Here is a 24,284-nt window from a genome sequence, read left to right as displayed (position 1 = left end):
CACTACGTCCGGGGGGCGCGAAGTCTAGGGATTTGCGGGTGCCCCGTGCGGTTCACTCGAGGCGACCACGCCGTGAACCTGGAGGTACCTGGTGGCACTGTCTTCGGACAAGGACAAGGTCGTCGAAGCGCTCCGGGCGTCCTTGCGGGACAACAAGCGGCTCCGCGAGCAGCACGACCGGCTCGCGGCCGCCTCCAGGGAACCCATCGCGCTCGTGGCGATGAGCTGCCGCTTCCCCGGTGGCGTCACCTCTCCCGACCACCTGTGGGACCTCCTGCGCGACGGCACCGACGCCATCTCGAGCTTCCCCGCCGACCGGAACTGGACCGCCGACGAGCTCGCCGGCAGCAACACCGCCGAGGGCGGTTTCCTCGACAACGCCGGTGACTTCGACCCCGGCTTCTTCGGCATCTCGCCGCGCGAAGCCCTCGCCATGGACCCGCAGCAGCGTCTGCTCCTCGAAGTCTCCTGGGAGACCTTCGAACGCGCGGGACTCGACCGGAAAGCCCTGCAGGCCAGCGACACCGGCGTCTTCATCGGGTGCAGCAACCAGGCCTACGGCTCCACCGACCTCGACGGCCTGCCCGACGAGGTCCGCGGCCACCTGCTCACCGGCAGCGCCGTGTCCGTCGCGTCCGGCCGGATCGCCTACACCTTCGGCCTCGAAGGCCCCACCGTCACCGTCGACACCGCTTGCTCGTCCTCGCTCGTCGCGCTGCACCTCGCCGTGCAGGCGCTGCGCGCGGGGGAGTGCTCGATGGCGCTCGCCGGCGGCGTCACCGTGATGGCCACGCCCGCCGTGTTCGTCGAGTTCACCAGCCAAGGCGGCGTTTCCGCGTCCGGGCGGTGCCAATCGTTCGCCGACAGCGCCGACGGCACCGGCTGGGGCGAGGGCGCCGGCGTGCTGCTCGTCGAACGGCTCTCCGACGCGCGCAAGAACGGCCACCCGGTCCTCGCCGTCCTGCGCGGCTCCGCGGTCAACTCCGACGGCGCCTCCAACGGCCTCACCGCCCCCAACGGCCTTTCGCAGCAACGCGTCATCCGCGCCGCACTCGCCAACGCCGGCCTCAAACCGTCCGAAGTGGACGCCGTCGAGGCGCACGGGACCGGCACCACGCTGGGCGACCCGATCGAGGCGCAGGCCCTGCTCGCGACCTACGGACGGAACCGCGAGCACCCCCTCCGGCTGGGCTCGATCAAGTCCAACATCGGGCACACCCAGGCCGCCGCCGGGGTGGCCGGCGTGATGAAGATGGTCCTGGCCCTGCGCCACGGCGAGCTGCCCCGCACCCTGCACGTCACCGAGCCGTCCACGCAGGTCGACTGGACGCGCGGCGCCGTCGAGCTGCTGACCGAGCACACCGCCTGGCCCGAGACCGGCGCGCCCCGCCGGGCCGCGGTCTCCTCGTTCGGCGTCGGCGGCACCAACGCCCACGTCGTCCTCGAAGCCGCTCCCGCGTCCGTCCCCGAGGAAACCGATGCGCCGCAGGGGCCGGCAACCTGGGTGCTGTCCGCCCGCAGCGCCGAGGCGTTGCGCGAGCAAGCCGACCTGCTCCGCAAGCACGTCACCGACCAGCGGCCCAGCGACGTCGGCCGGTCGCTGGCCACCCGCACCGCCTGGGAACACCGCGCCGCCGTGGTCGGCGAAACCGTCGAGGACCTGGTCCGCGGCCTCGACGCGCTCGCGGACGCGACGCCGTCGGCCGAGGTCGTCCGGGGCGTCGCCGCACCGCCGGGCAAGACGGCCTTCGTCTTCCCCGGCCAAGGCGCGCAGTGGGCCGGGATGGCCGTGGACCTGCTCGACGAGCCCGTGTTCGCGGCCCGGCTGGCGGAGTGCGCCGCCGCGCTGGCCCCGCACGTGGACTGGACCCTGACCGACGTCCTGGGCGACGCCGACGCCCTCGCCCGGGTCGACGTCGTGCAGCCGGCCTCCTGGGCCGTCATGGTCTCGCTCGCCGCCCTCTGGCAGTCGGCGGGCGTGAAGCCCGGCGCCGTCGTCGGGCACTCCCAAGGCGAGATCGCCGCCGCGTGCGTCGCGGGCGCACTGTCCCTTGAGGACGGTGCCCGCGTGGTCGCGCTGCGCAGCAAGCTCATCGGCGAGGTGCTCGCGGGCAAGGGCGGGATGGCCTCGGTCGCGCTGTCCCTCGACGAGATCACCGCCCGGCTGGACGACCGGATCAGCGTCGCGGCGGTCAACGGCCCCGGCTCGGTCGTGCTCTCCGGTGAGCCGGAAGCACTCGACGAGCTGATCGAAACCTGCGTGGCCGACGGCATCCGCGCCCGCCGCATCCCGGTGGACTACGCCTCGCACTCCGCGCACGTGGAGGCGATCGAGGACGCCCTGCTCACCGCCCTCGCCCCGATCACCCCGCGCGAAGCCGGGATCCCGCTGCACTCCTCGGTGCTCGGCGAGCGAGTCGACACCACCACGCTGGACGCCGGCTACTGGTACCGGAACCTGCGCCGCACGGTCCTGTTCGACACAGCCGTGCGCGGCCTCGCCGAGGCGGGGTTCACGACGTTCGTCGAGGTGAGCGCCCACCCCGTGCTCGCCGCCGCCGTCGAGGAGACGCTGGAAGCGCCCGTCGTCGTCGGATCGCTGCGCCGCGGGGAAGGTGGCCTGCCGCGGTTCCTGAGGTCGCTGGCCGAACTGTGGAGCCGTGGCGCCGCGGTCGAGTGGGCCGGGCTCTTCCCCGGCGCGCGGCTCGTGGACCTGCCCACCTACCCCTTCCAGCGCGAACGCTACTGGCTGACCGCCGTCGAAAAAACCGCGGGCGCGGCCGACGACCAGTTCTGGTCCGCCGTGGACAGCGGCGACGCCGAAGGGCTCGCCGCTTCGCTCGACGTCGATGCGACCGCGCTCGCCGACGTCCTGCCCGCGCTCGCCCAGTGGCACAAACGCCGCGCCGAGCAGTCCGTGGTGGACAGCTGGCGGTACCGGATCGCCTGGCGGCCCTCGGCTCCGTCCGAAGTGGACCTCGGCGGCCGCTGGCTGGTCGTCGCCCCCAGCGGATACCCGGCAGGCGATCTCATCGACGGCCTGGCCGCGCACGGCGCCGAGCCGGTCCTGGTGACCGTCGAGCCCGGCGGTCAGCTCCCGGAGCTGCCCACCGAGGGCGTCACCGGCGTCTTGTCGCTGCTCGCCTTCGCCGAAGACGGCCTCTACGCCACCATCGAGCTGGTCCGAGCGGTGACCGCGCCGCTGTGGCTGCTGACCCGCGGCGCCGTCTCCACCGGCCGCTCCGACCGGCTCACGAGCCCGGAGCAAGCGCAGATCTGGGGCATGGGCCGCGTCGTGGGCCTGGAACACCCGGACCGCTGGGGTGGCCTGGTCGACCTGCCCGAAACCCTCGACGAACGCGCGCTCGGCCGCCTGGCCCGGGTGCTCGCCGAGGCGAGCGAGGACCAGGTCGCGATCCGGACGGCCGGCGTGCTGGTCCGCCGCCTGGTCCCGGCGCCGCTCGGTGCCACCCGCCCGGCCCGCGAGTGGCGGACCAGCGGAACCGCGCTGATCACCGGCGGCACCGGGGCACTCGGCGCGCACGTGGCTCGCTGGCTGGCCGGCGCGGGTGCCGAGCACTTGGTCCTCACCAGCCGCCGGGGGCAAGACGCGGAGGGGGCCACCGAACTGCGCGAGGAGCTGACGGCGCTCGGCGTCGAGGTGACCATCGCCGCCTGCGACGTCGCCGACCGCGACGCCCTGGCCGCCCTGCTCGCCGACGTCCAGCCCCGCACCGTGGTGCACGCGGCCGGGCTGGGTCGCTCGGCCGCCTTGGCCGACACCGACCGCGCCGAAGTCGCCGAGACACTGCGCGCGAAGGTGCAGGGTGCCGTCAACCTCGACGCCCTGCTCACCGGGGACCTCGACGCGTTCGTGCTGTTCTCCTCCAACGCCGGGGTCTGGGGTGGCGGCGGCCAGGCCGCGTATGCCGCGGCCAACGCCGCCCTCGACGCACTGGCCCAGCACCGCCGGGACCGTGGCCTCACCGCGACCTCCGTGGCCTGGGGAGCGTGGGCCGGCGCGGGCATGACCGGCGAGGACTCCGGGGAGCAGCTGCGCCGCCGGGGCATCCGCGCGATGGACCCCGCGCTCGCGCTCACCGTGCTGGGCCAGGCACTCGACGCGGACGAGACCTTCCTGTCCGTCGCGGACATGGACTGGGCCCGGTTCGCCCCCGCCTTCACCGCGGCCCGCCCGCGGCCCCTGCTCGACGAGCTGCCCGAGGTCCGCGACGCCCTCGAGACGGCACCCGTGGAAGCAGATTCCTCGTTGGCGCAACAGCTTTCCGGTCTGACCGAGGCCGCCCGGGCGGAAGCGCTGCTCGACCTCGTGCGGGCCGAGACCGCCGCCGTCCTGGGCTATCCCGGGCCGGGCTCGGTCGAGCCGGACCGGGCCTTCCGCGACCTGGGCGTCGACTCCCTGATCGCGCTGGAAGTGCGCAACCGGCTCGTCGCGGCGACCGGGCTCAAGCTGCCCGCCGTCGTGCTCTTCGACCACCCGGACCCGCGGCGGCTCGCCGCGCTCCTGGGACACCAGCTGCTCGACGCCGGCCCCGTGGCGGCCGATCGGCTGGTGTCCCGGGTGGACCCGGACGAGCCGATCGCCATCGTGTCGATGGCGTGCCGCCTGCCCGGCGACGTGCGTTCACCGGAGGACCTGTGGGACCTGGTTTCCGCGGGCGCCGAGGGCCTGTCGGCCTTCCCGGTGAACCGCGGCTGGGACCTCGACGCGGTCGCCGGGGTGGGCGGCTTCGTCCACGACGCCGACGAGTTCGACGCCGCCTTCTTCGGGATCTCGCCCCGGGAAGCCCTGGCCATGGACCCGCAGCAGCGGCTGCTGCTGGAGAGTGCGTGGGAGGTCTTCGAGCGCGCCGGGATCGACCCGCGTTCGCTGCGGGGCAGCGCGGCCGGCGTGTTCGTCGGCTGCGGCACCCAGGGTTACGCGACCGGCCACACCGGGGCGGCGGACGAGGTCGAAGGGCACCTGCTCACCGGGAACGCCGGCGCGGTCGTGTCCGGGCGAGTGTCCTACGTGCTCGGTCTCGAAGGCCCCGCGGTGACCGTCGACACGGCGTGCTCGTCGTCGCTGGTGGCACTGCACCTGGCCGCCCAGTCGGTCCGCTCCGGCGAGTCGTCGATGGCGGTGGCCGGCGGCGTCACGGTGATGGCGACGCCGGGCGCGTTCCAGGAGTTCGCCAAGCAGGGCGGCCTGGCCGGCGACGGGCGGTGCAAGGCCTTCGCCGACGCGGCGGACGGCACCGGCTGGGGCGAAGGCGTCGCGCTGGTGCTGGTCGAGCGGCTGTCGGACGCGCGGCGGCTCGGCCACCCCGTGCTCGCGCTGCTGCGCGGTTCGGCGATGAACCAGGACGGCGCGTCGAACGGCCTGAGCGCCCCGAACGGCCCGGCGCAGCAACGCGTCATCCGCGCGGCGCTGGCCAACGCGGGCCTGGCGCCGTCCGATGTGGACGCCGTCGAGGCGCACGGCACCGGAACGGCACTGGGTGACCCGATCGAGGCGCAGGCGCTGCTGGAGACCTACGGCCAGGGCCGGGACCGGCCGCTGTGGCTGGGTTCGGTGAAGTCCAACGTGGGCCACACGCAGGCCGCGTCGGGTGCGGTCGGCGTGCTCAAGATGGTCCTCGCCCTGCACGGCGAGACGCTGCCGAAGACGCTGCACGTGGACCGGCCGTCGGAGCGGGTGGACTGGACCGCCGGGGACGTGCGGCTGCTGACGGAGGCCCAGGAGTGGCCGCGGGGCGACCATCCGCGCCGCGCGGGGGTGTCGTCGTTCGGGGTCAGCGGGACGAACGCGCACGTCATCCTCGAGGAGCCGCCCGCGGGCCCGGCTGTCCACAGTGAACCCTCGGCCGGCCCCGTGGCTTGGGTGCTTTCCGGCCGGACCGAGCAGGCGGTGCGGGACGCCGTGCGCGGGCTGCCGGACGGCGACCCGGTCGACGTCGCGCTGGCGCTGGCCGCGCGGTCGGCCTTCGAGTACCGGACCGTGGTGGTGGGGGACAGTCGCGACGACCTGCTCACCGGGCTCGCCGCGGCGACCCCCGGACTGGCGGAGCCGGGCAAGACGGCGTTCCTGTTCTCCGGCCAGGGTTCACAGCGCGTCGGGATGGGCGCGGAGCTGTACGCGCGGTTCCCGGTGTTCGCGGACGCGTTCGACGCGGTGTGCGCGCTGGTCGACGCGGAGCTGGACCGGCCGTTGCGGGAAGTCGTCTTCGGGGACGCTGCGCTGCTGGACGAGACCGGCTATACCCAGCCTGCGCTGTTCGCCGTCGAGGTCGCGTTGTTCCGGCTGCTGGAGTCGTGGGGCGTGGTCCCGGACCACGTCGCCGGGCACTCGATCGGTGAGATCGCCGCGGCGCACGTCGCCGGAGTCCTGTCCCTCGAGGACGCTTGCCGGCTGGTGGCGGCGCGCGCAGGTTTGATGCAAGCGCTGCCCAGCGGTGGTGCGATGCTGGCTGTGGAGGCCACGGAGGACGAGGTCATGGCAGTCCTGGCCGACGGCGTCGGTTTGGCCGCGGTGAACGGGCCTTCGGCGGTCGTGGTGTCCGGCGATGCCGACGCGGTCGAGGCAGTGGAGCGGCACTTCGCCGGGCTGGGCCGGAAGGTCCGCCGGCTGTCCGTGTCGCACGCGTTCCACTCCGCGCTGATGGACCCGATGCTGGACGAGTTCGCCCGCGTCGCCGGTTCTTTGTCCTTCGCCGCACCGAATATTCCGCTGGTGTCCACTGTGTCCGGACGCCTCGCCGGGAACGAGATCCTGACGCCGGAGTACTGGGTGCGGCAGGTCCGCGAGCCGGTGCGGTTCGCGGACGCTTCCGTCGCGCTCGCCGGGCTCGGTGTCACGCGGGGTCTCGAACTCGGACCCGACGGCGTGCTCTCGGCGCTGGCCGCGTTCCCCGCGCTCCCGTTGCTACGCAAGGCTCGTGATGAGTACCAGACCCTGCTCACCGCGCTGGCCGACGCGCACACGCGGGGTCACGCCGTCGACTGGCAGACCGTCCTGCACGCGGCACACCCCGGCTACCCAGGACGCCCCGTCACCCTGCCGACGTACCCGTTCCAGCGCACGCGCTTCTGGCTGGACAGCCGCCCGGCACCGGACGAGCGGTTCTGGGCGGCCGTCGAAAGCGGCGACCTCGAGGCCTTGACGGCCTGGCGCGAGCGCGGCCGGCCGCCGGCCGGACAGTACGAAGTCACCTGGACGCCCGTCGACACCGGAGAGGCCCGGCTCGACGGCCGATGGCTCGCGGTGGTCCCCGCCGGTTCGGGCACGCAGCTCTTCGGCGACGTCCTCGAAGTCACCCCCGCGGACGATCGGGCCTCCCTCGCCGCGCGCCTGCGTGACCGACAGTTCGACGGCGTCTTGTCCACTTTGGACGTCGAGGGCCAGCTCGCGCTGGTCCAGGCCCTCGGTGACGCCGAGATCGACGCGCCGCTGTGGTGTGTCACCCGAGGTGCGGTCGCCGCGGCCGAAGGGGACGTGCCGGACCCGGCGCAGGCGATGGTCTGGGGGCTCGGGCGCACCGTCGCGCTGGAGCACCCGCACCGCTGGGGCGGCCTCGTCGACCTGCCCACCGACGCCGACGACGAGACGCTCGGCCGGCTCCGCGCGATCCTCGGCGGCGCGACCGACGAGGACCAGGTCTCTCTCCGCGGGGCGCAGGTCCTGGCCCGCCGCCTCACCCACGCAGGGGTCGTGAGTGAAAAACAGCGTTCTAACCCAGTTTCTCACTCACGACCGTGGCAGCCCCACGGCACCGTCCTGATCACCGGCGGCACCGGCGCCCTCGGGCGGCACGTCGCGCGGTGGCTGGCCGGGGCCGGGGCCGAACGCCTCGTCCTGACCAGCCGACGCGGTCTCGACGCGCCCGGCGCCCGTGACCTCGAAGCCGAGCTGACCGGACTCGGCGTCCGCGTCGACGTCCTGGCCTGCGACGTCACCGACCGCGCCGCGCTCGAAGCGACCCTCGCCTCCGTCGGCGAACTCACCGCCGTCGTGCACACGGCCGGCGTCCTGGCCGACGGCGTCCTCGAAGCTCTCACCCCGGAGCGACTGGCCGAGGTCGTCGACGCGAAGGCCGTCTCCGCACGGCACTTGCACGAACTCACGACCGGACTCGAGGCGTTCGTCCTCTTCTCCTCCTGCGCGGGCACCTTCGGCGCGGCCGGGCAGGGCAACTACGCCGCCGCCAACGCCTTCCTCGACGCCCTCGCCGAACAGCGCCGTGCCCAGGGGCTGGCGGCGACGTCGATCGCCTGGGGCCCCTGGGCCGACGGCGGGATGGCCGCCGCGGCCGCCGCCGAAGAGCACCTCGGCCGCACCGGGCTCGCCCCGCTGCGGCCCGACCGGGCCATCGCCGCGCTGCAGGCCGCGACCGGCGGCGGCCCGGTGGTCACCGTCGCCGACGTCGACTGGGCCAGGTTCGCGGCCGCGCTCGCCGCGCACCGCCCGAGCCCGTTCATCGCCGGCCTGCCCGAGGTGCGGCAGCTCGAGCCGGCCGCCGCGGGCTCGCTCAAGCTCACCGGACTGTCCACGGTGGACGCCGACCGGCAGCTGCTCAAGCTGGTCCGCGAGCAGGTCGCCTTCGCGCTCGGCCACCGTTCGGCCGACGACGTCGCGGCCGGGCGCACCTTCAAGGAGCTCGGCTTCGACTCGCTGACCGCCGTCGAGCTGCGCAACCGCTTGGACACCACCACCGGGCTGCGGCTCCCGGCCACGCTCGCGTTCGACTACCCGACCGCGACGGCCCTGGCGGCGTACCTGCGCACGGAACTGCTCGGCGAGGCCGAGGCCGGACCCACGGCCGTCGCGCAGAACACCGACGAGCCCATCGCCATCGTCGGCATGAGCTGCCGGTTCCCCGGCGGCGTGCGGAACCCGGACGAGCTCTGGGCCCTGCTCGCCGAGGGCCGCGACGCCGTCACGGAGTTCCCCGCCGACCGCGGCTGGGACACCGATGCGCTCTACGACCCCGACCCCGACCACGCGGGCACGACCTACGTGCGCGAAGGCGGTTTCCTGGCCGGTGCCGACCGGTTCGACGCCGAGTTCTTCGGGATCTCGCCGCGCGAGGCGCTGGCCATGGACCCGCAGCAGCGCCTGCTGCTGGAAGCCTCCTGGGAGGCCCTGGAGCAGGCGGGCGTCGACCCGCTTTCGGTGCGTGGCGCGCCGGTCGGGGTGTTCGCCGGGACCAACGGGCAGGACTACACCGCGGCACTGCACTTCGGCGAGGAGAGCGTCGACGGCTACCTCGCCACCGGCAGCGCGGGCAGTGTCCTGTCCGGCCGGATCGCCTACGAGCTGGGGCTGGAAGGCCCGGCGATGACCATCGACACGGCGTGTTCGTCGTCGCTGGTCGCCCTGCACCTGGCCGCCCAGTCGCTGCGCGCGGGCGAATGCTCGATGGCGCTGGCCGGCGGCGTGACGATCATGTCCACCCCCGGCCTGTTCGTCGAGTTCAGCCGGCAGCGCGGCCTCGCTTCGGACGGCCGGTGCAAGGCCTTCGCCGACGAGGCGGACGGCACCGGCTGGGGTGAAGGTGTCGGTGTCGTGCTCGTCGAACGGCTCTCGGACGCCCGTCGCAACGGCCACCCGGTGCTCGCGATCGTCCGCGGCAGCGCGGTCAACCAGGACGGCGCGTCGAACGGCCTGACCGCCCCGAACGGTCCTTCTCAGCAACGCGTGATCCGCGCGGCGCTGGCCAACGCGGGCCTGACACCGTCCGATGTGGACGCCGTCGAGGCGCACGGCACCGGCACGACGCTGGGCGACCCGATCGAAGCGCAAGCCCTGCTGGCGACCTACGGCCGGGACCGCGACGCGGCCGAGCCGCTGTGGCTCGGCTCGATCAAGTCCAACGTCGGCCACACGCAGGCCGCCGCCGGCGTCGCCGGCGTCATCAAGATGGTGCTGGCCCTGCGTCACGGCCTGCTGCCCGCGACCCTGCACGTCGGCGAGCCGTCCCGGCACGTCGACTGGGGCAGCGGCGCGGTGTCCCTGCTGACCGAGCCGCGCCCGTGGCCCGAGCGGGAAGGACCGCGCCGCGCCGGGATCTCGTCGTTCGGCGTCAGCGGCACGAACGCACACATCATCGTCGAGCAGGCCCCCGAGCGCCCCAATGTGGCGTTGGTTGCGTCAGACGCACCCAATGTGGCGTTCGGTGCGTCAGACGCACCGAACGCCACATTGGGGCGCTTGGTGCCTTGGGTGCTCTCGGCGAGGTCCGCGGCCGCGGTGCGCGATCGGGCGGCCGCGCTGGCCGAGGTGACCGGGGACGTCGCCGAGATCGGCTGGTCCCTGGTCAGCACCCGGTCCCAGTTCGAGCACCGTGCGGTCGTCCTCGACGACCACCGGGACGGCCTGCGCGCACTGGCCGCCGACGCGCCCGGATCGTCCGTGATCACCGGCACCGCCGGGGCCGCGGGGGAGACGGTGTTCGTCTTCCCGGGCCAAGGGGCGCAGTGGGTGGGCATGGCGCTCGGCCTGCTCGACGAGCCCGTCTTCGCGCAGCGGCTCGACGAATGCGCCGCCGCGCTCGCCCCCCACGTCGACTGGTCGCTGACCGAAGTGTTGGGCGACGCGGACGCCCTGGCCCGGGTCGACGTCGTGCAGCCCGCGTCCTGGGCCGTGATGGTGTCCCTGGCCGCGCTGTGGCGGGCGCACGGCATCGAGCCCGACGCCGTCGCCGGGCACTCGCAAGGCGAGATCGCGGCCGCGGTCGTCGCAGGCGGACTGTCCCTCGAGGACGGGGCGAAGGTCGTCGCATTGCGCAGCAAAGCGATCGCCGCCGGGCTCGCGGGGCAGGGCGGCATGGCCTCGATCGCGCTCGACGCCGCCCGCGTCGCGGACCTGCTCCCGGACGGGGTCGCGATCGCGGCCTACAACAGCCCGGCCTCGACGGTCGTGTGCGGTGACCCGGCCGCGCTCGACGAGCTGATCGCCCACTGCGCGGACAAGGACATCCGCGCCCGCCGCATCCCGGTCGACTACGCCTCGCATTCTGCTTACGTCGAAGGCATCCGCGACGAGCTGCACGAAGTCCTGGCGGGCCTGAGCCCCGGCACGGGCGATGTCCCGTTCTACTCCGCGGTGACGGCCGAGCCCGTCGACACCGCGACCCTCGACGCCGGCTACTGGTACCGGAACCTGCGCGAGCCGGTCCGCTTCCTCGACACGACCCAGGTCCTCATCGAGCGGGGACACCGGTTCTTCGTCGAGGTCAGCCCGCACCCCGTGCTCCTGTCCGCGATCCAGGAGACCCTCGACGACACCCCGGGCGTCGTCGTCGGAACGCTGCGCCGCGGCGAAGGCGGCCCGCGCCGGTTCCTGACGTCGGTCGCCGAACTGTGGACGCAGGGCCACGACGTCGACTGGCGGACGGTCCTCCCCGAGACGCGCACGGTCGGCCTGCCCACCTACCCGTTCCAGCACCGGCGCTTCTGGCCGAAGGCCGCGCAGCCCGCGGCAGTCACCGGCGACCCGGCCGACGAGCAGTTCTGGGCCGCGGTGGAACGCGAGGACGTGGCGTCGATCGCCGGCACCCTCGCCGTCGCGCCGGAGCCCCTCGGCGACGTCCTGCCCGCGCTCGCCTCCTGGCGGCGCACCCGCCTCGAGAAATCCACTGTGGACAGCTGGCGCTACCGCATCACCTGGAAACCGCTCACCACCGAAGAGAAACCCCTGGACGGCACCTGGCTGGTCGTGACGCCGGAAGGCGGCGACCACGCGTGGATCGACGCGGCCCGGCAGGCCGTCGAGGACGCGGGCGCCACCGCAGTCCCGGTCACCGTCGGTGGCACCGACCGCGCCGCGCTCGGCAAGCGCCTGGTCGACCTCGCCCCGGTGGACGGCGTGCTTTCCCTGCTGGCCCTCGACGCGGCCGGGGACGCGGTGCTCCCGCGTGGTGTCGCGAACACCCTGCTCCTGACCCAGGCGCTCGGCGACGCCGGGATCGCCGCCCCGCTGTGGCTCGCCACGGCGGGCGCGGTGGCCACCGGCCGGTCCGACGCCGTGACCGACGCGGCGCAGTCCCAGGTCTGGGGGCTGGGCCGGGTCATCGGCCTGGAGCACGCCGACCGCTGGGGCGGCCTGGTCGACCTGCCGGACACGACCGACGAGCGCGACCGGCAGCGGCTGGCCGAAGTCTTGGCCGCGGCGGGCGACGAGGACCAGGTCGCCGTCCGGGCGTCCGGCGTGCTCACCCGCCGCCTGGTGCCGGCCCCGCTCGGCGACGGCGCCCCGGCCCGAGACTGGCGGCCGGACGGCACTGTCCTGATCACCGGCGGCACCGGCGCGCTCGGTGCCCACGTCGCCCGCTGGCTCGCCGGTCGCGGGGCACAGCGCCTGATCCTCACCAGCAGGCGCGGCGAAGCGGCACCCGGCGCGGCCGAACTCCGCGAGGAGCTGACCGCGCTCGGCGCGACCACGACGATCGCCGCCTGCGACGTCGCCGACCGCGCGGCCCTGAAAACGCTGCTCGACGGGCTGGACGGGCCCGTGCGGGCCGTTTTCCACGCGGCCGGCATCGTCCAGGGCACCGCGCTCGACGACACCGAACTGGCCGAGTTCGCCGAAGTGGTGTCCGCGAAGGTCGCGGGCGCCACCCACCTCGACGAGCTCCTGGACGACCTCGACGCGTTCGTGCTGTTCTCCTCCAACGCCGGCGTCTGGGGCAGCGGCGGGCAAGGCGCCTACGCCGCGGGCAACGCCTTCCTCGACGCGCTCGCACAGCGCCGCCGTGACCGCGGGCTCACCGCGACGTCGGTCGCGTGGGGCGCGTGGCAGGGCGCGGGCATGGCGGGCGACAACGACGCCGAGGAGCACCTGCGCCGCCGCGGCGTGGGCGCGATGCCGCCGGAGCGGGCCCTGCTCGCGCTGGGGCAGGCGATCGACCGCGACGAGACCGTCCTCACCGTCGCCGACGTCGACTGGGACCGGTTCGTGCGGGGCTTCACCGCCGCCCGGCCGCGGCCGCTGCTCGACGACCTCCCCGCCGTCCGCCGGGCCCTCGAAGCCCAGCGGACCGAGCCGGAGTCCACTCCGGAGTCCTTCGCGGGCAAGCTGATCGGCCTGCCGCCCGCCGAGCAGGAGCGGGTGGTCCTCGACCACGTCCGCGACGCCATCGCCCGGGTGCTCGGGCACGCGGGCGCCGAGGAGATCGACGCGAACCGGCCGTTCAAGGAGATCGGCTTCGACTCCCTGACCGCGGTGGAGCTGCGCAACCGCCTGCGCGCGGCGACCGGGCTCAAGCTGCCCGCCACCTTGGTCTTCGACCACCCGACGCCGTCGGCGCTGGCCGGGTTCCTGCTTTCGGCGCTGGTCGGCGACGAAGTCTCGGTCCTGGGGGAGCTGGACCGGATCGAGGCGCTGGTTTCAGGGGTTTCCCCAGACGATGACGCCTTTGGGCAAATCACCAGCCGACTTCAGACCATGCTGAACAAGCTGGGTGAAGCCCGGGCGTCCGACGGGCGTCCCCGGGCCGCCCAGCAGCTCGAAGGCGCGACGGACGACGAACTTTTCGACTTCATCCACCGGGAGCTCGGCAGGTCGTGAGAGGCCCGGCGCCGGTGGACCGCACGAAAACCACAGGCGAGGGCGCTGGTGAACGAAGAGAAGCTCCGGGACTACCTGAAGTGGGTCACGACCGACCTCGCCGAGACCCGGCAACGCCTCCAGGACCTGGAGGCGGGGGAGCGGGAGCCCATCGCGATCGTCGCGATGGGCTGCCGGTTCCCGGGCGGTGTGACCTCTCCGGAGGAGCTTTGGGACCTCGTCGACGGCGGGACCGACGCGATGTCGGCGTTCCCGGCCGACCGCGGCTGGGACGTCGACGGCGGCGACTACGCGCGCACCGGCGGGTTCATCGACACCGCCACGACGTTCGACCCGGCGTTCTTCGGCATCAGCCCGCGCGAGGCCCTGGCCACCGACCCGCAACAGCGGCTGCTGCTCGAAGTGTCGTGGGAGGTCTTCGAACGCGCCGGGATCGACCCCGGTTCGCTGGCCGGGACGTCCGCCGGGGTCTTCGTCGGCTCGACGCCGTCCGGATACGGCCTGGGCAGCGAGACCGGCGAGGTCGCCGGGCACCTGCTCACCGGCAACGCGGGCAGCGTCCTGTCCGGCCGGCTCGCCTACAGCTACGGCCTGGAAGGCCCCGCGGTCACCGTCGACACGGCGTGCTCGTCCGCACTGGTCGCGCTGCACCTCGCCTGCCAGGCCCTGCGCAAGCGGGAGTGCTCGCTCGCGCTGGCCGGCGGCGCCACGATCATGTCGACCCCGGCCGTCTTCCTGGAGTTCGCCCGCCAGGGCGGGCTCGCCGGCGACGGCCGCTGCAAGCCGTTCGCCGAGGCCGCCGACGGCACCGGCTGGGGCGAGGGCGTCGGCCTGCTGCTGCTCGAGCGCCTGTCCGACGCGCGGCGCCGCAACCACCCCGTGCTCGCCGTCATCGAGGGCTCGGCCGTCAACTCCGACGGCGCGTCCAACGGCCTGACCGCCCCGAACGGCCCCTCGCAGCAGCGGGTGATCCGTGCGGCCCTGGCCGCCGCCGGGCTCTCGCCCGCCGACGTCGACGTCGTCGAGGCGCACGGCACCGGCACGACACTGGGCGACCCGATCGAGGCCCAGGCGCTGCTGGCCACTTACGGGCAGAACCGCCCGGCGGACCGGCCGCTGCGCGTCGGCGCGGTGAAGTCCAACATCGGGCACACCCAGGCCGCCTCCGGCGCGGCCGGCGTGATCAAGATGGTCCTCGCCCTGCGGCACGCGCACCTGCCGCACACCCTGCACCTGGACGAGCCGTCGTCCCACGTGGACTGGGCGGCCGGCTCGGTCGAGCTGCTGGGCGAGCCGATGCCGTGGCCGGAGCGCGACGCGCCCCGCCGCGCCGGGGTGTCGGCGTTCGGCGTCAGCGGCACCAACGCGCACGTCCTGCTCGCCGAACCGCCCGCCGCCGAAGAGGCCGAGGAACCGCCGGCCGTCGAGGGGCCTCTGCCGTTCCTGGTGTCCGCGCGCGGCACGGCCGCCCTGCGTGAGCAGGCCGCGAGCCTCCGGGCCGTTGCGGAGGAAGAAAACCTGGCCGACCTCGCCTGGTCACTGGGCACCGGCCGGGCCGCCCTGGACGACCGCGCCGTCGTCCTGGCCGACAGCCGGGACGAGCTGCTGCGCGGCCTCGACGCCCTCGGCGCGGACGGCGTCGCGCCGGGTCTGGTGCGGGGCGCGATCCGGCCGGGGAAGCTGGCCTTCCTGTTCACCGGCCAGGGTTCCCAACGCGCCGGCATGGGCAGCGAGCTGGCCGCACGGTTCCCGGTCTTCGCCGCCGCCTTCGACGAGGTGTGCGCGGAGCTCGACCGCCACCTCGACCGTCCACTGCGGACGGTCATCGCTTCGGGCGAGCGGCTCGACGAGACGGCCTACACCCAGCCCACGCTGTTCGCGGTCGAGGTGGCGCTGTACCGGCTGGCCGAGTCCTGGGGCTACCAGCCGGACTACCTGCTGGGCCACTCGATCGGCGAGCTGGTCGCCGCCCACTTGGCCGGGGTGCTCTCGCTGGCCGACGCGTGCACGCTCGTCGCCGCCCGCGGCCGTCTCATGCAGGCACTCCCCAGCGGCGGCGCGATGGTCGCCGTGCAGGCGACCGAGGACGAGGTCGACCTGGTCGACGGGCTTTCGATCGCGGCGGTCAACGGGCCGTCGTCGCTCGTGCTCTCCGGGGACGAGGACGTCGTGCTGGCCGCGGCGGAGCACTTCGCCGGGCTGGGCCGCAAGACCAAGCGCCTCGACGTCTCGCACGCGTTCCACTCCGTCCGTATGGACGGGATGCTCGCCGAGTTCCGCCAAGTCCTCGACGGTCTTGCCTTCCACCCGCCGAAGATCGCGGTCGTCTCCAACGTCACCGGCACCCTCGCCGACCGGCTGACCTCGCCCGACTACTGGGTTTCGCACGTCCGCGAGGCCGTGCGGTTCGCCGACGGCGTCGGCTGGCTGAGCGAGGCCGGGGTGACCGGCTTCCTGGAACTCGGTCCCGATGGCGCGCTCGCCGCGCTCGCCCAGGACTGCCTGCCCGCCGGCGCGGCGGTGGCCGCGCTCCTGCGCCGGGACCGCCCGGAGGCACCGGCCGCCTTGACCGGTCTCGCCCGGATGCACGTCTCCGGCCACGGACCTGACTGGTCGGCCGTGCTGGGAGGCGGCCGCCGCGTCGACCTGCCGACGTACCCCTTCCAGCGGCAGCGCTACTGGCTGGAGCCCTCGGCCCCCACCAGTGCCGGAGACGACGAGTTCTGGTCCGCCGTGGACACCGGGACCCTCGCCGAAGTGCTGAACCTGCCCGAGGGCACGGTCGGTGACCTGCTGCCCGCGCTGTCGGCCTATCGCGCGAAGCGGCAAGAGAAGTCCACTGTGGACGCCTGGCGATACGGGATCGGCTGGACGCCCGTGTCGCCGGCAGTGAAGCCGCTCTCGGGGACCAGGCTGGCTGTCGTCCCAGCAGCGGACTTCGCATCCCCGGTGCTCGAAGCCTTGGTGAGCCGCGGGTTCGTCCCCGCCACGCTCGACCAGCTGGCCGAGCACTCCGATGTGGACGGTGTGCTGTCGCTGCTGGCCTGGGACACCGAACCCCTGCTGCGCACCATCGAGCTGATCCGCGCGGGCGTCATAGCGCCGCTGTGGATCGCGACGCAGGGTGCCGTCTCCACCGGGCAGGCCGACCCGCTGAGCGCGGCCGGCCAGGCTCCGCTGTGGGGCCTCGGCCGGGTCGCCGCGCTGGAGTACCCGCAGCGCTGGGGCGGTCTGGTCGACCTGCCCGCCGAGCTGGACGAGCGCGCTCTCGACCGGCTGGCGGCCGTCCTGGGCTCGGCCGAGGACCAGGTCGCGCTGCGCGCGTCCGGCGTCTTCGCGCGGCGGCTGCAGCGGACCACCGGCCCGGCCGCCGAGCCGTGGTCGCCCGCCGGGACCGTGCTGATCACCGGCGGCACCGGCGCGCTGGGCGCGGTCGTCGCGCGCACGCTCGCCGAAGCCGGCGCCGAACATCTCGTCCTGGCCGGCCGCCGCGGCCTCGACGCCCCGGGCGCGACGGCGCTGCGGGACGAGCTGACCGCGCTCGGCACCCGGATCACCGTCGCGGCCTGCGACGTCGCCGACCGCGACGCCGTGGCCGGGCTCCTCCACGAACTGCCCGACCTCGACGCCGTCATCCACACCGCAGGCGTCCTCGACGATGCCGTGCTCGACGGTGTCACCGCCGAGCAGCTGAACACGGTCTTCCGGCCGAAGCTCGACGCCGCCCGGCACCTCGACGAGCTGACCCGCGACCGCGCCCTGTCCGCGTTCGTGCTGTTCTCGTCGTTCGCGGGCAGCCTCGGCGCGGTCGGGCAGGCCGCCTACGCCGCCGCCAACGCCGGGCTCGACGCGCTCGCCGAACAGCGGCGCGCCGCCGGGCTGCCCGCCACCTCCGTGGCCTGGGGCCCGTGGGGCGGCAGCGGCATGGCGGCCGACGACCTGGTCGCCGACCGGATGCGCCGGGGCGGCGTGCCGCCGATGGCCCCGCGCCTCGCTGTCGCCGCCCTGCGCCGCGCGATCGGCGGCGGAGAAGCGAACCCCATCGTCGCCGACGTGGACTGGGCGAAGTTCGTGCCCGGTTTCACCACCACCCGCCCCAGCCCGCTGCTCGGCGACCTGCCCGAGGCGCGGGAGGCGATGCCCGCCCCCGAAGAAGAGCCCCTGGTCGCGCGGCTCGCCGAACTGTCCACTGAGGACCAGCAGGCGCTCCTGCTCGACGTCGTCCGCACCCAGGCCGCGGCCGTGCTCGCCTACCCCGGCCCGGACGCGGTCGAGCCCGAGCGGGCGTTCAAGGACCTCGGCGTCGACTCGCTGACCGCCGTCGAACTGCGCAACGGCCTCGGCGCCGCGACCGGGCGCGCGCTGCCCGCGACGCTGGTGTTCGACTACCCGACCCCGGCCGCCGTCGCGACCTACCTGCGCGAGGAGCTGGCCGGTTCCGCCGCGACCCCAGTCGCCACGCAGTCCGCCACGGCCGTCGACGACGAGCCGCTCGCCATCGTGTCGATGGCCTGCCGCCTGCCCGGCGGCGTGCGGTCGCCCGAAGACCTGTGGGACCTCCTGGCGGGTGGCCGCGATGCTGTCGGCACCTTCCCCGAAGACCGCGGCTGGCCCCTGGCCGACCTCTACCACCCCGACCGCGACCACGAGGGCACCAGCTACACCCGCCACGGTGGCTTCCTCGACGGCGTCGCCGACTTCGACGCGGGCTTCTTCGGGATCTCGCCGCGCGAGGCCCTCGCCATGGACCCGCAGCAGCGGCTGCTGCTGGAGACCTCGTGGGAGACGTTCGAGCGCGCGGGCATCGACCCGCTGTCGCTGCGCGGCTCCCAGGTCGGTGTCTACATCGGCACCAACGGCCAGGACTACGCGGCGTTGCTGCGCGAGTCCGGCGAAGGCAGCTCGGAAGGCCACGCCGGGACCGGGAACGCCGGCTCGGTCGTCTCCGGCCGGATCTCCTACGTGCTGGGCCTGGAGGGCCCCGCCGTCACGGTCGACACCGCGTGCTCGTCGTCGCTGGTCGCGCTGCACTGGGCCGCGCAGTCGCTGCGCTCGGGCGAGTCCTCGATGGCGCTGGTCGGCGGCGTGACCGTGATGACGACCCCGGGCGCGTTCCTGGAGTTCAGCAAGCAGGGCGGGCTGGCCGAAGACGGCCGGTGCAAGGCGTTCGCCGACGGCGCGGACGGCACGGGCTGGGGCGAGGGCGTCGGCCTGATCCTCGTCGAGCGGCTGTCCGACGCGCGCCGCCACGGGCACCCGGTGCTGGCGCTGGTGCGCGGCTCCGCGGTGAACCAGGACGGCGCGTCGAACGGCCTCACCGCCCCGAACGGGCCCTCGCAGCAGCGGGTGATCCGGGCGGCGCTGGCGAACGCAGGCCTGGAACCGTCCGATGTGGACGCCGTCGAGGCGCACGGGACCGGCACGACCCTGGGTGACCCGATCGAGGCACAGGCCCTGCTGGCGACCTACGGCCGCGATCGCGAACAGCCGCTGTGGCTGGGTTCGCTGAAGTCCAACATCGGGCACACGCAGGCGGCCGCGGGCGTCGCCGGGATCATCAAGATGGTCCTCGCCCTGGGCCACGGCCTGCTGCCGAAGACGCTGCACGTCGACCGGCCGTCGCGGCACATCGACTGGGACAGCGGCGCGGTCGCGCTGCTCACCGAGGCGCACTCCTGGCCCGAGCACGACGGACCGCGCCGTGCGGGCGTGTCGTCGTTCGGCGTCAGCGGCACGAACGCTCACGTCATCCTCGAAGGCGTGCCCGCGGCCGAAACCCCGGCCGCTTCGGACGGGCTGGTGCCCTGGGTCCTGTCCGGCCGGTCCGAGGCCGCGCTCCGGGACGCCGCGCGCGACCTGCTGCGGCTGCGGGACACCGACGTCGCCGACGTGGCCGCCGGCCTGGCCGGGCGCGCCGCGTTCGAGCACCGGGCCGTCGTGCTCGGCGCGGACTTCGCCGAGCTGGCGACCGGCCTGGAAGCCCTCGCGGCCGGCGGTCCGGCGGCGAACCTCGTCCAGGGCACGCAGAACGCCGGGAAGACCGCGTTCCTGTTCTCGGGCCAGGGGTCGCAGCGCGTCGGGATGGGGGCCGAGCTGTACGAGCGGTTCCCGGTGTTCGCCGACGCCTTCGACGCGGTCTGCGCGCTGGTCGACTCGGCGCTGGATCGGCCGTTGCGGGAGGTCGTCTTCGGCGACGCTTCGGCACTCGACGAGACCGGGTACACCCAGCCCGCGTTGTTCGCGGTCGAGGTTGCGCTGTTCCGGCTGCTGGAGTCGTGGGGCGTCCGGCCGGACTACGTGGCCGGGCACTCGATCGGCGAGCTGGCCGCCGCGCACGTCGCGGGTGTGCTCTCCCTCGAGGACGCGTGCAAGCTGGTCGCGGCCCGCGCGGGACTGATGCAGGCGCTGCCCACGGGTGGGGCGATGCTCGCGGTGCAGGCCACCGAGGACGAGGTCGCCGCCGAACTGGGCGACGGCGCGTGCTTCGCCGCGATCAACGGTCCCCGAGCGACGGTCGTGTCCGGTGAAGCCGAAGCCGTCGAGGCGGTGGAGCGGCACTTCGTCGCGCTGGGCCGGAAGGTCTCACGACTCGCGGTGTCGCACGCGTTCCACTCCGCGCTGATGGACCCGATGCTGGACGCGTTCGCGGCCGTCGCCGACGGCTTGACCTTCCACGCGCCGAAGATCCCGCTCGTGTCCACTGTGTCCGGTCGCCTGGCCGGGGACGAGATCCTGACGCCGGTGTACTGGGTGCGCCAGGTCCGCGAGCCGGTACGGTTCGCCGACGCTGTCGAAACGCTGGGCGGGCTCGGCGTCGCCGAGTCCGTCGAACTGGGCCCGGACGGGGTGCTCGCCGCCCTGGCGCAGGACACTCTGCCCGCGAAGGCGACGCTGCGGAAGGACCGGCCCGAGGAGCGGACGCTGCTCGCCGCGCTGGCCCGCCTCCACGTCTCCGGGCACGCTCCGGACTGGTCCGCGGTGCTGCGTCCGGCGTCGTTCGTCGTGCTGCCGACCTATCCGTTCCAGCGCGAGCGCTTCTGGCCGCGCACGCCCGAAGCCGCCGCCGCTCCGGCGAACGTCGTCGACGGCGAGTTCTGGTCGGCGGTCGAAAGCGCGGACCTGTCCGCCCTCGCCACGACCCTCGACGTCGCGGAGTCCGAACTGTCCGGACTCGAAACCGCCCTGCCGCTGCTCGCGCGGTGGCACGGGAACCGCGCTGATCTGTCTACTGTGGACGATTGGCGCTACGTCGTGAACTGGCGCCCGCTGGCGCCGGCCGAGGGCGGGCCGGGCACGTGGTTGCTGGTGCTCCCGGAGCACGGCGGCGAGCCGGACTCGCTCGCGGCGCTGACCGCGGGCCTCGACTGCGTCCCGGTCCGCATGCCTGACCTGCCCGGCATCCACGGTGACTTCGCCGGCGTGCTGTCGTTGCTGGCTCTCGACGAGCGCCCCGCGCCGGACGCACCGGGGATCACGATCGGCCTCGCCGCGACCCTGGACCTCGTCCGGCAGCTCGGCGACGCCGCGCCGCTGTGGTGCGCCACTTCGGGCGCGGTTTCCGTCGGCCGCGCGGACGCGGTCCGCAGTGCGACGCAGGCGGCGTTCTGGGGCTTCGGCCGCACCGCCGCCGTCGAACACGCCGACCGCTGGGGTGGCCTGGTCGACCTGCCCGCCGTCCTCGACGACCGCGCGGTCGCCCGGCTGGCGAGCGTGCTCGGCGGGACCGAGGACCAGGTCGCCGTCCGCGACTCCGCCGTCTTCGCCGCGCGCCTCGACCGCGCCCCCGCGACGACGTCCGGCTCCTCGTGGCGGCCGCGCGGCACCGTGCTGATCACCGGCGGGACCGGGGCGCTCGGCGCCGAGGTCGCCCGCTGGCTGGCCCGCACCGGAGCCGAGCACCTCGTGCTGACCAGCCGCCGCGGCCTCGACGCCGCCGGCGCGCCGGAACTGCGCGACGAACTGACCGCGCTCGGCGTCACCGTGACCGTTGCGGCCTGCGACGTCACCGATCGCGACGCCGTCGCCGCGCTGGTCGGCGGCCTCGACGGGCTGCGGGCCGTCGTCCACGCCGCCGGGGTCGCCCAGTCCGCGCCCCTCGCCGGGCTCGGCGTCGCCGAGTTCGCCGGGTTCACCGCCGCGAAGCTCGCGGGTGCGGCGAACCTGGACGCCGTCCTCGGCGACCGCGAGCTCGACGCGTTCGTGCTGTTCTCCTCCATCGCGGGCGTCTGGGGCAGCGGCGGCCAGAGCGCCTACGCGGCCGCGAACGCCTACCTCGACGGCCTCGCTCGCCGCCGCCGCGCGGCCGGGCTGGCCGCGACGTCGGTGGCCTGGGGTCCCTGGGCGGGCGGCGGCATGCTGGCCGACGAAGGCGCGGAGGACCACCTGCGCCGCCGCGGACTCCGGCCCCTGGACCCGCAGCTGGCGATCACCGCGCTGCGTCAGGCCCTCGACACCGGCGACACCGCCGTCACCGTGGCCGACGTCGACTGGGCGCGGTTCGCACCCGGCTTCACCTCGGCCCGCCCGAGCGCGTTGCTCGGCGACCTGCCCGAGGTCCGTGCCGCGCTCGACGTCCCGGTCGAGGAGACCCGAAGCCGGGACCTGTCCGCCGGTGAGCTGCCGGACTTGGTCCGGCTCGAAGCCGCGGCCGCCCTCGGGCACGCCGACCCGGCGGCCGTCGCGGTGGACCGGCCCTTCCGCGACCTGGGCTTCGACTCGCTGACCGCCGTCGAGCTGCGCAACCGCCTGAGCGCGGTCACCGGGCTGAAGCTGCCTTCGACGCTCGTCTTCGACCACCCGACGACCACCGTCCTCGCGGACTTCCTTGCCGGGGAGCTGTTCGGCACCGAGGACGCCGTCGTCCCGGCGCCGCGTCTCGACAACGCCGACGAGCCCATCGCGATCGTCGGCATGAGCTGCCGCCTGCCCGGCGGGATCACGTCGCCGGAAGAGCTGTGGCGGCTGCTGGCCGACGGCGGCGACGCCATCTCCTCCTGGCCCGAAGACCGTGGTTGGGACGTCGAAGGCCTTTACGACCCCGACCCCGACGCCGCAGGCAAGAGCTACTCCCGCGACGGCGGCTTCCTGACCGGCGCCGGTGAGTTCGACGCCGCCTTCTTCGAGATGAGCCCGCGCGAGGCGCTGGCCACGGACCCGCAGCAGCGGCTGCTGCTCGAAAGCTCCTGGGAGGCCCTGGAACGAGCCGGCATCGACCCGCGGTCCCTCTCCGGGAGCGCGTCCGGCGTGTTCGTCGGCGCGGGTGTCTCGGGCTACGCCGCCGGCCTGCGCGAAGCCCCCGAAGGCCTTGGCGGGCACCTGCTCACCGGCAACGCCGGCAGTGTCCTTTCCGGACGGATCGCCTACCACCTCGGCGTCGAAGGCCCGGCCGTCACGCTGGACACCGCGTGCTCGTCGTCGCTGGTCGCGCTGCACCTCGCGGCCCGGTCCCTGCGCTCGGGCGAGTGTTCGCTGGCGCTCGCGGGCGGCGTCGCCGTGATGGCCAACCCCGCCGCGTTCGTCGAGTTCAGCCGGCAGCGCGGCCTGGCACCGGACGGCCGCTGCAAGGCGTTCGCCGACGGCGCCGACGGCACCGGCTGGTCCGAGGGCGTCGGCATGCTCGTGCTTGAGCGGCTTTCCGACGCCCAGCGGCTCGGGCACACCGTGCTCGCCGTGGTGCGCGGCTCCGCGGTGAACTCCGACGGCGCGTCCAACGGCCTGACCGCCCCGAACGGCCCGTCGCAGCAGCGGGTGATCCGGGCCGCACTCGCCGACGCCGGCCTCGAACCGTCCGATGTGGACGCCGTCGAAGGGCACGGCACGGGCACCCGGCTCGGCGACCCGATCGAGGCGCACGCCCTGCTGGCCACCTACGGCCGCGACCGCGAGCACCCGCTCCTGCTCGGCTCGCTGAAGTCCAACCTCGGGCACACCCAGGCCGCGGCCGGGGTCGCCGGGGTGATCAAGATGGTGCTCGCCCTCCAGCGCGGGCTGCTCCCGAAGACGTTGCACGCTTCGACACCTTCGTCCGAAGTGGACTGGACGGCGGGCCGCGTCTCGCTGCTGACCGAAGCGATGCCGTGGCCGGCCGACGGTCGTCCGCGCCGGGCCGGGGTGTCCGCGTTCGGGGTCAGCGGTACCAACGCGCACGTCATCATCGAAGAGGCCCCGGCGACCGAGCCCGAGCTGCCGCGGCCGCGCCGCACCGGGCTCGTCCCGCTGGCGCTGTCCGGCCGGTCGGAGGCGGCGCTGCGGGCACAGGCCGCGCGGCTGCTCGGCACCGCTCCGGCCGACCCGGCCGACCTGGCCTGGTCGCTGGCGACCACCCGCTCGGCGTTCGAGCACCGCGCCGTCGTGCTGGCCGGGGACGACGCCGAACTGCGGGCCGGACTCACGGCGTTGGCGGGGGAAACCAAGTCCGCCGCGGTGGTGCGCGGGACGATCGCGCCCGGCCGCACGGCGTTCCTGTTCACCGGGCAAGGCGCGCAGCGGATCGGCATGGGCCGTGAGCTGTACCGCGAGCACCCGGCGTTCGCTTCGGCCTTCGACGCGGTGTGCGCGTACTTCGACGTCGAGCTGGACCGGCCGCTGCGAGGCGTCATCGAGGCCGGTGAGCTGCTGGACCGGACCGAATACACCCAGCCCGCGCTGTTCGCGGTCGAGGTGGCGCTGTACCGGCTCCTCGAGGACTGGGGCGTGCGTCCCGACTTCGTCGGCGGCC

The 24,284-nt window shown here is 74.5% G+C and carries 2 protein-coding genes (1 of these 2 running past the window's edge); both read left to right on the top strand.

Translation table 11 applies throughout. The annotated features are described in order from the left end of the window. Window positions 1–91: 91 nt before the first annotated feature. Window positions 92–13,567, top strand: a complete 13,476-nt coding sequence (locus QRX60_RS49220; RefSeq protein WP_285998341.1) for a type I polyketide synthase — start codon at window positions 92–94, stop codon at window positions 13,565–13,567. A 48-nt stretch (window positions 13,568–13,615) separates the two neighbouring features. Beyond that, window positions 13,616–24,284, top strand: partial view of a type I polyketide synthase gene (locus QRX60_RS49215; protein ID WP_285998340.1) — the beginning only. Its footprint extends 13,742 nt past the window's final position; 10,669 of the gene's 24,411 nt are visible here — the first part of the coding sequence; the start codon lies at window positions 13,616–13,618; its stop codon lies off the right edge, out of view.

Origin of the sequence: Amycolatopsis mongoliensis (assembly GCF_030285665.1) — a bacterium.
In the GTDB taxonomy this organism is placed as follows: domain Bacteria; phylum Actinomycetota; class Actinomycetes; order Mycobacteriales; family Pseudonocardiaceae; genus Amycolatopsis; species Amycolatopsis mongoliensis.
This window is presented reverse-complemented; position numbering and strand designations above follow the sequence as displayed.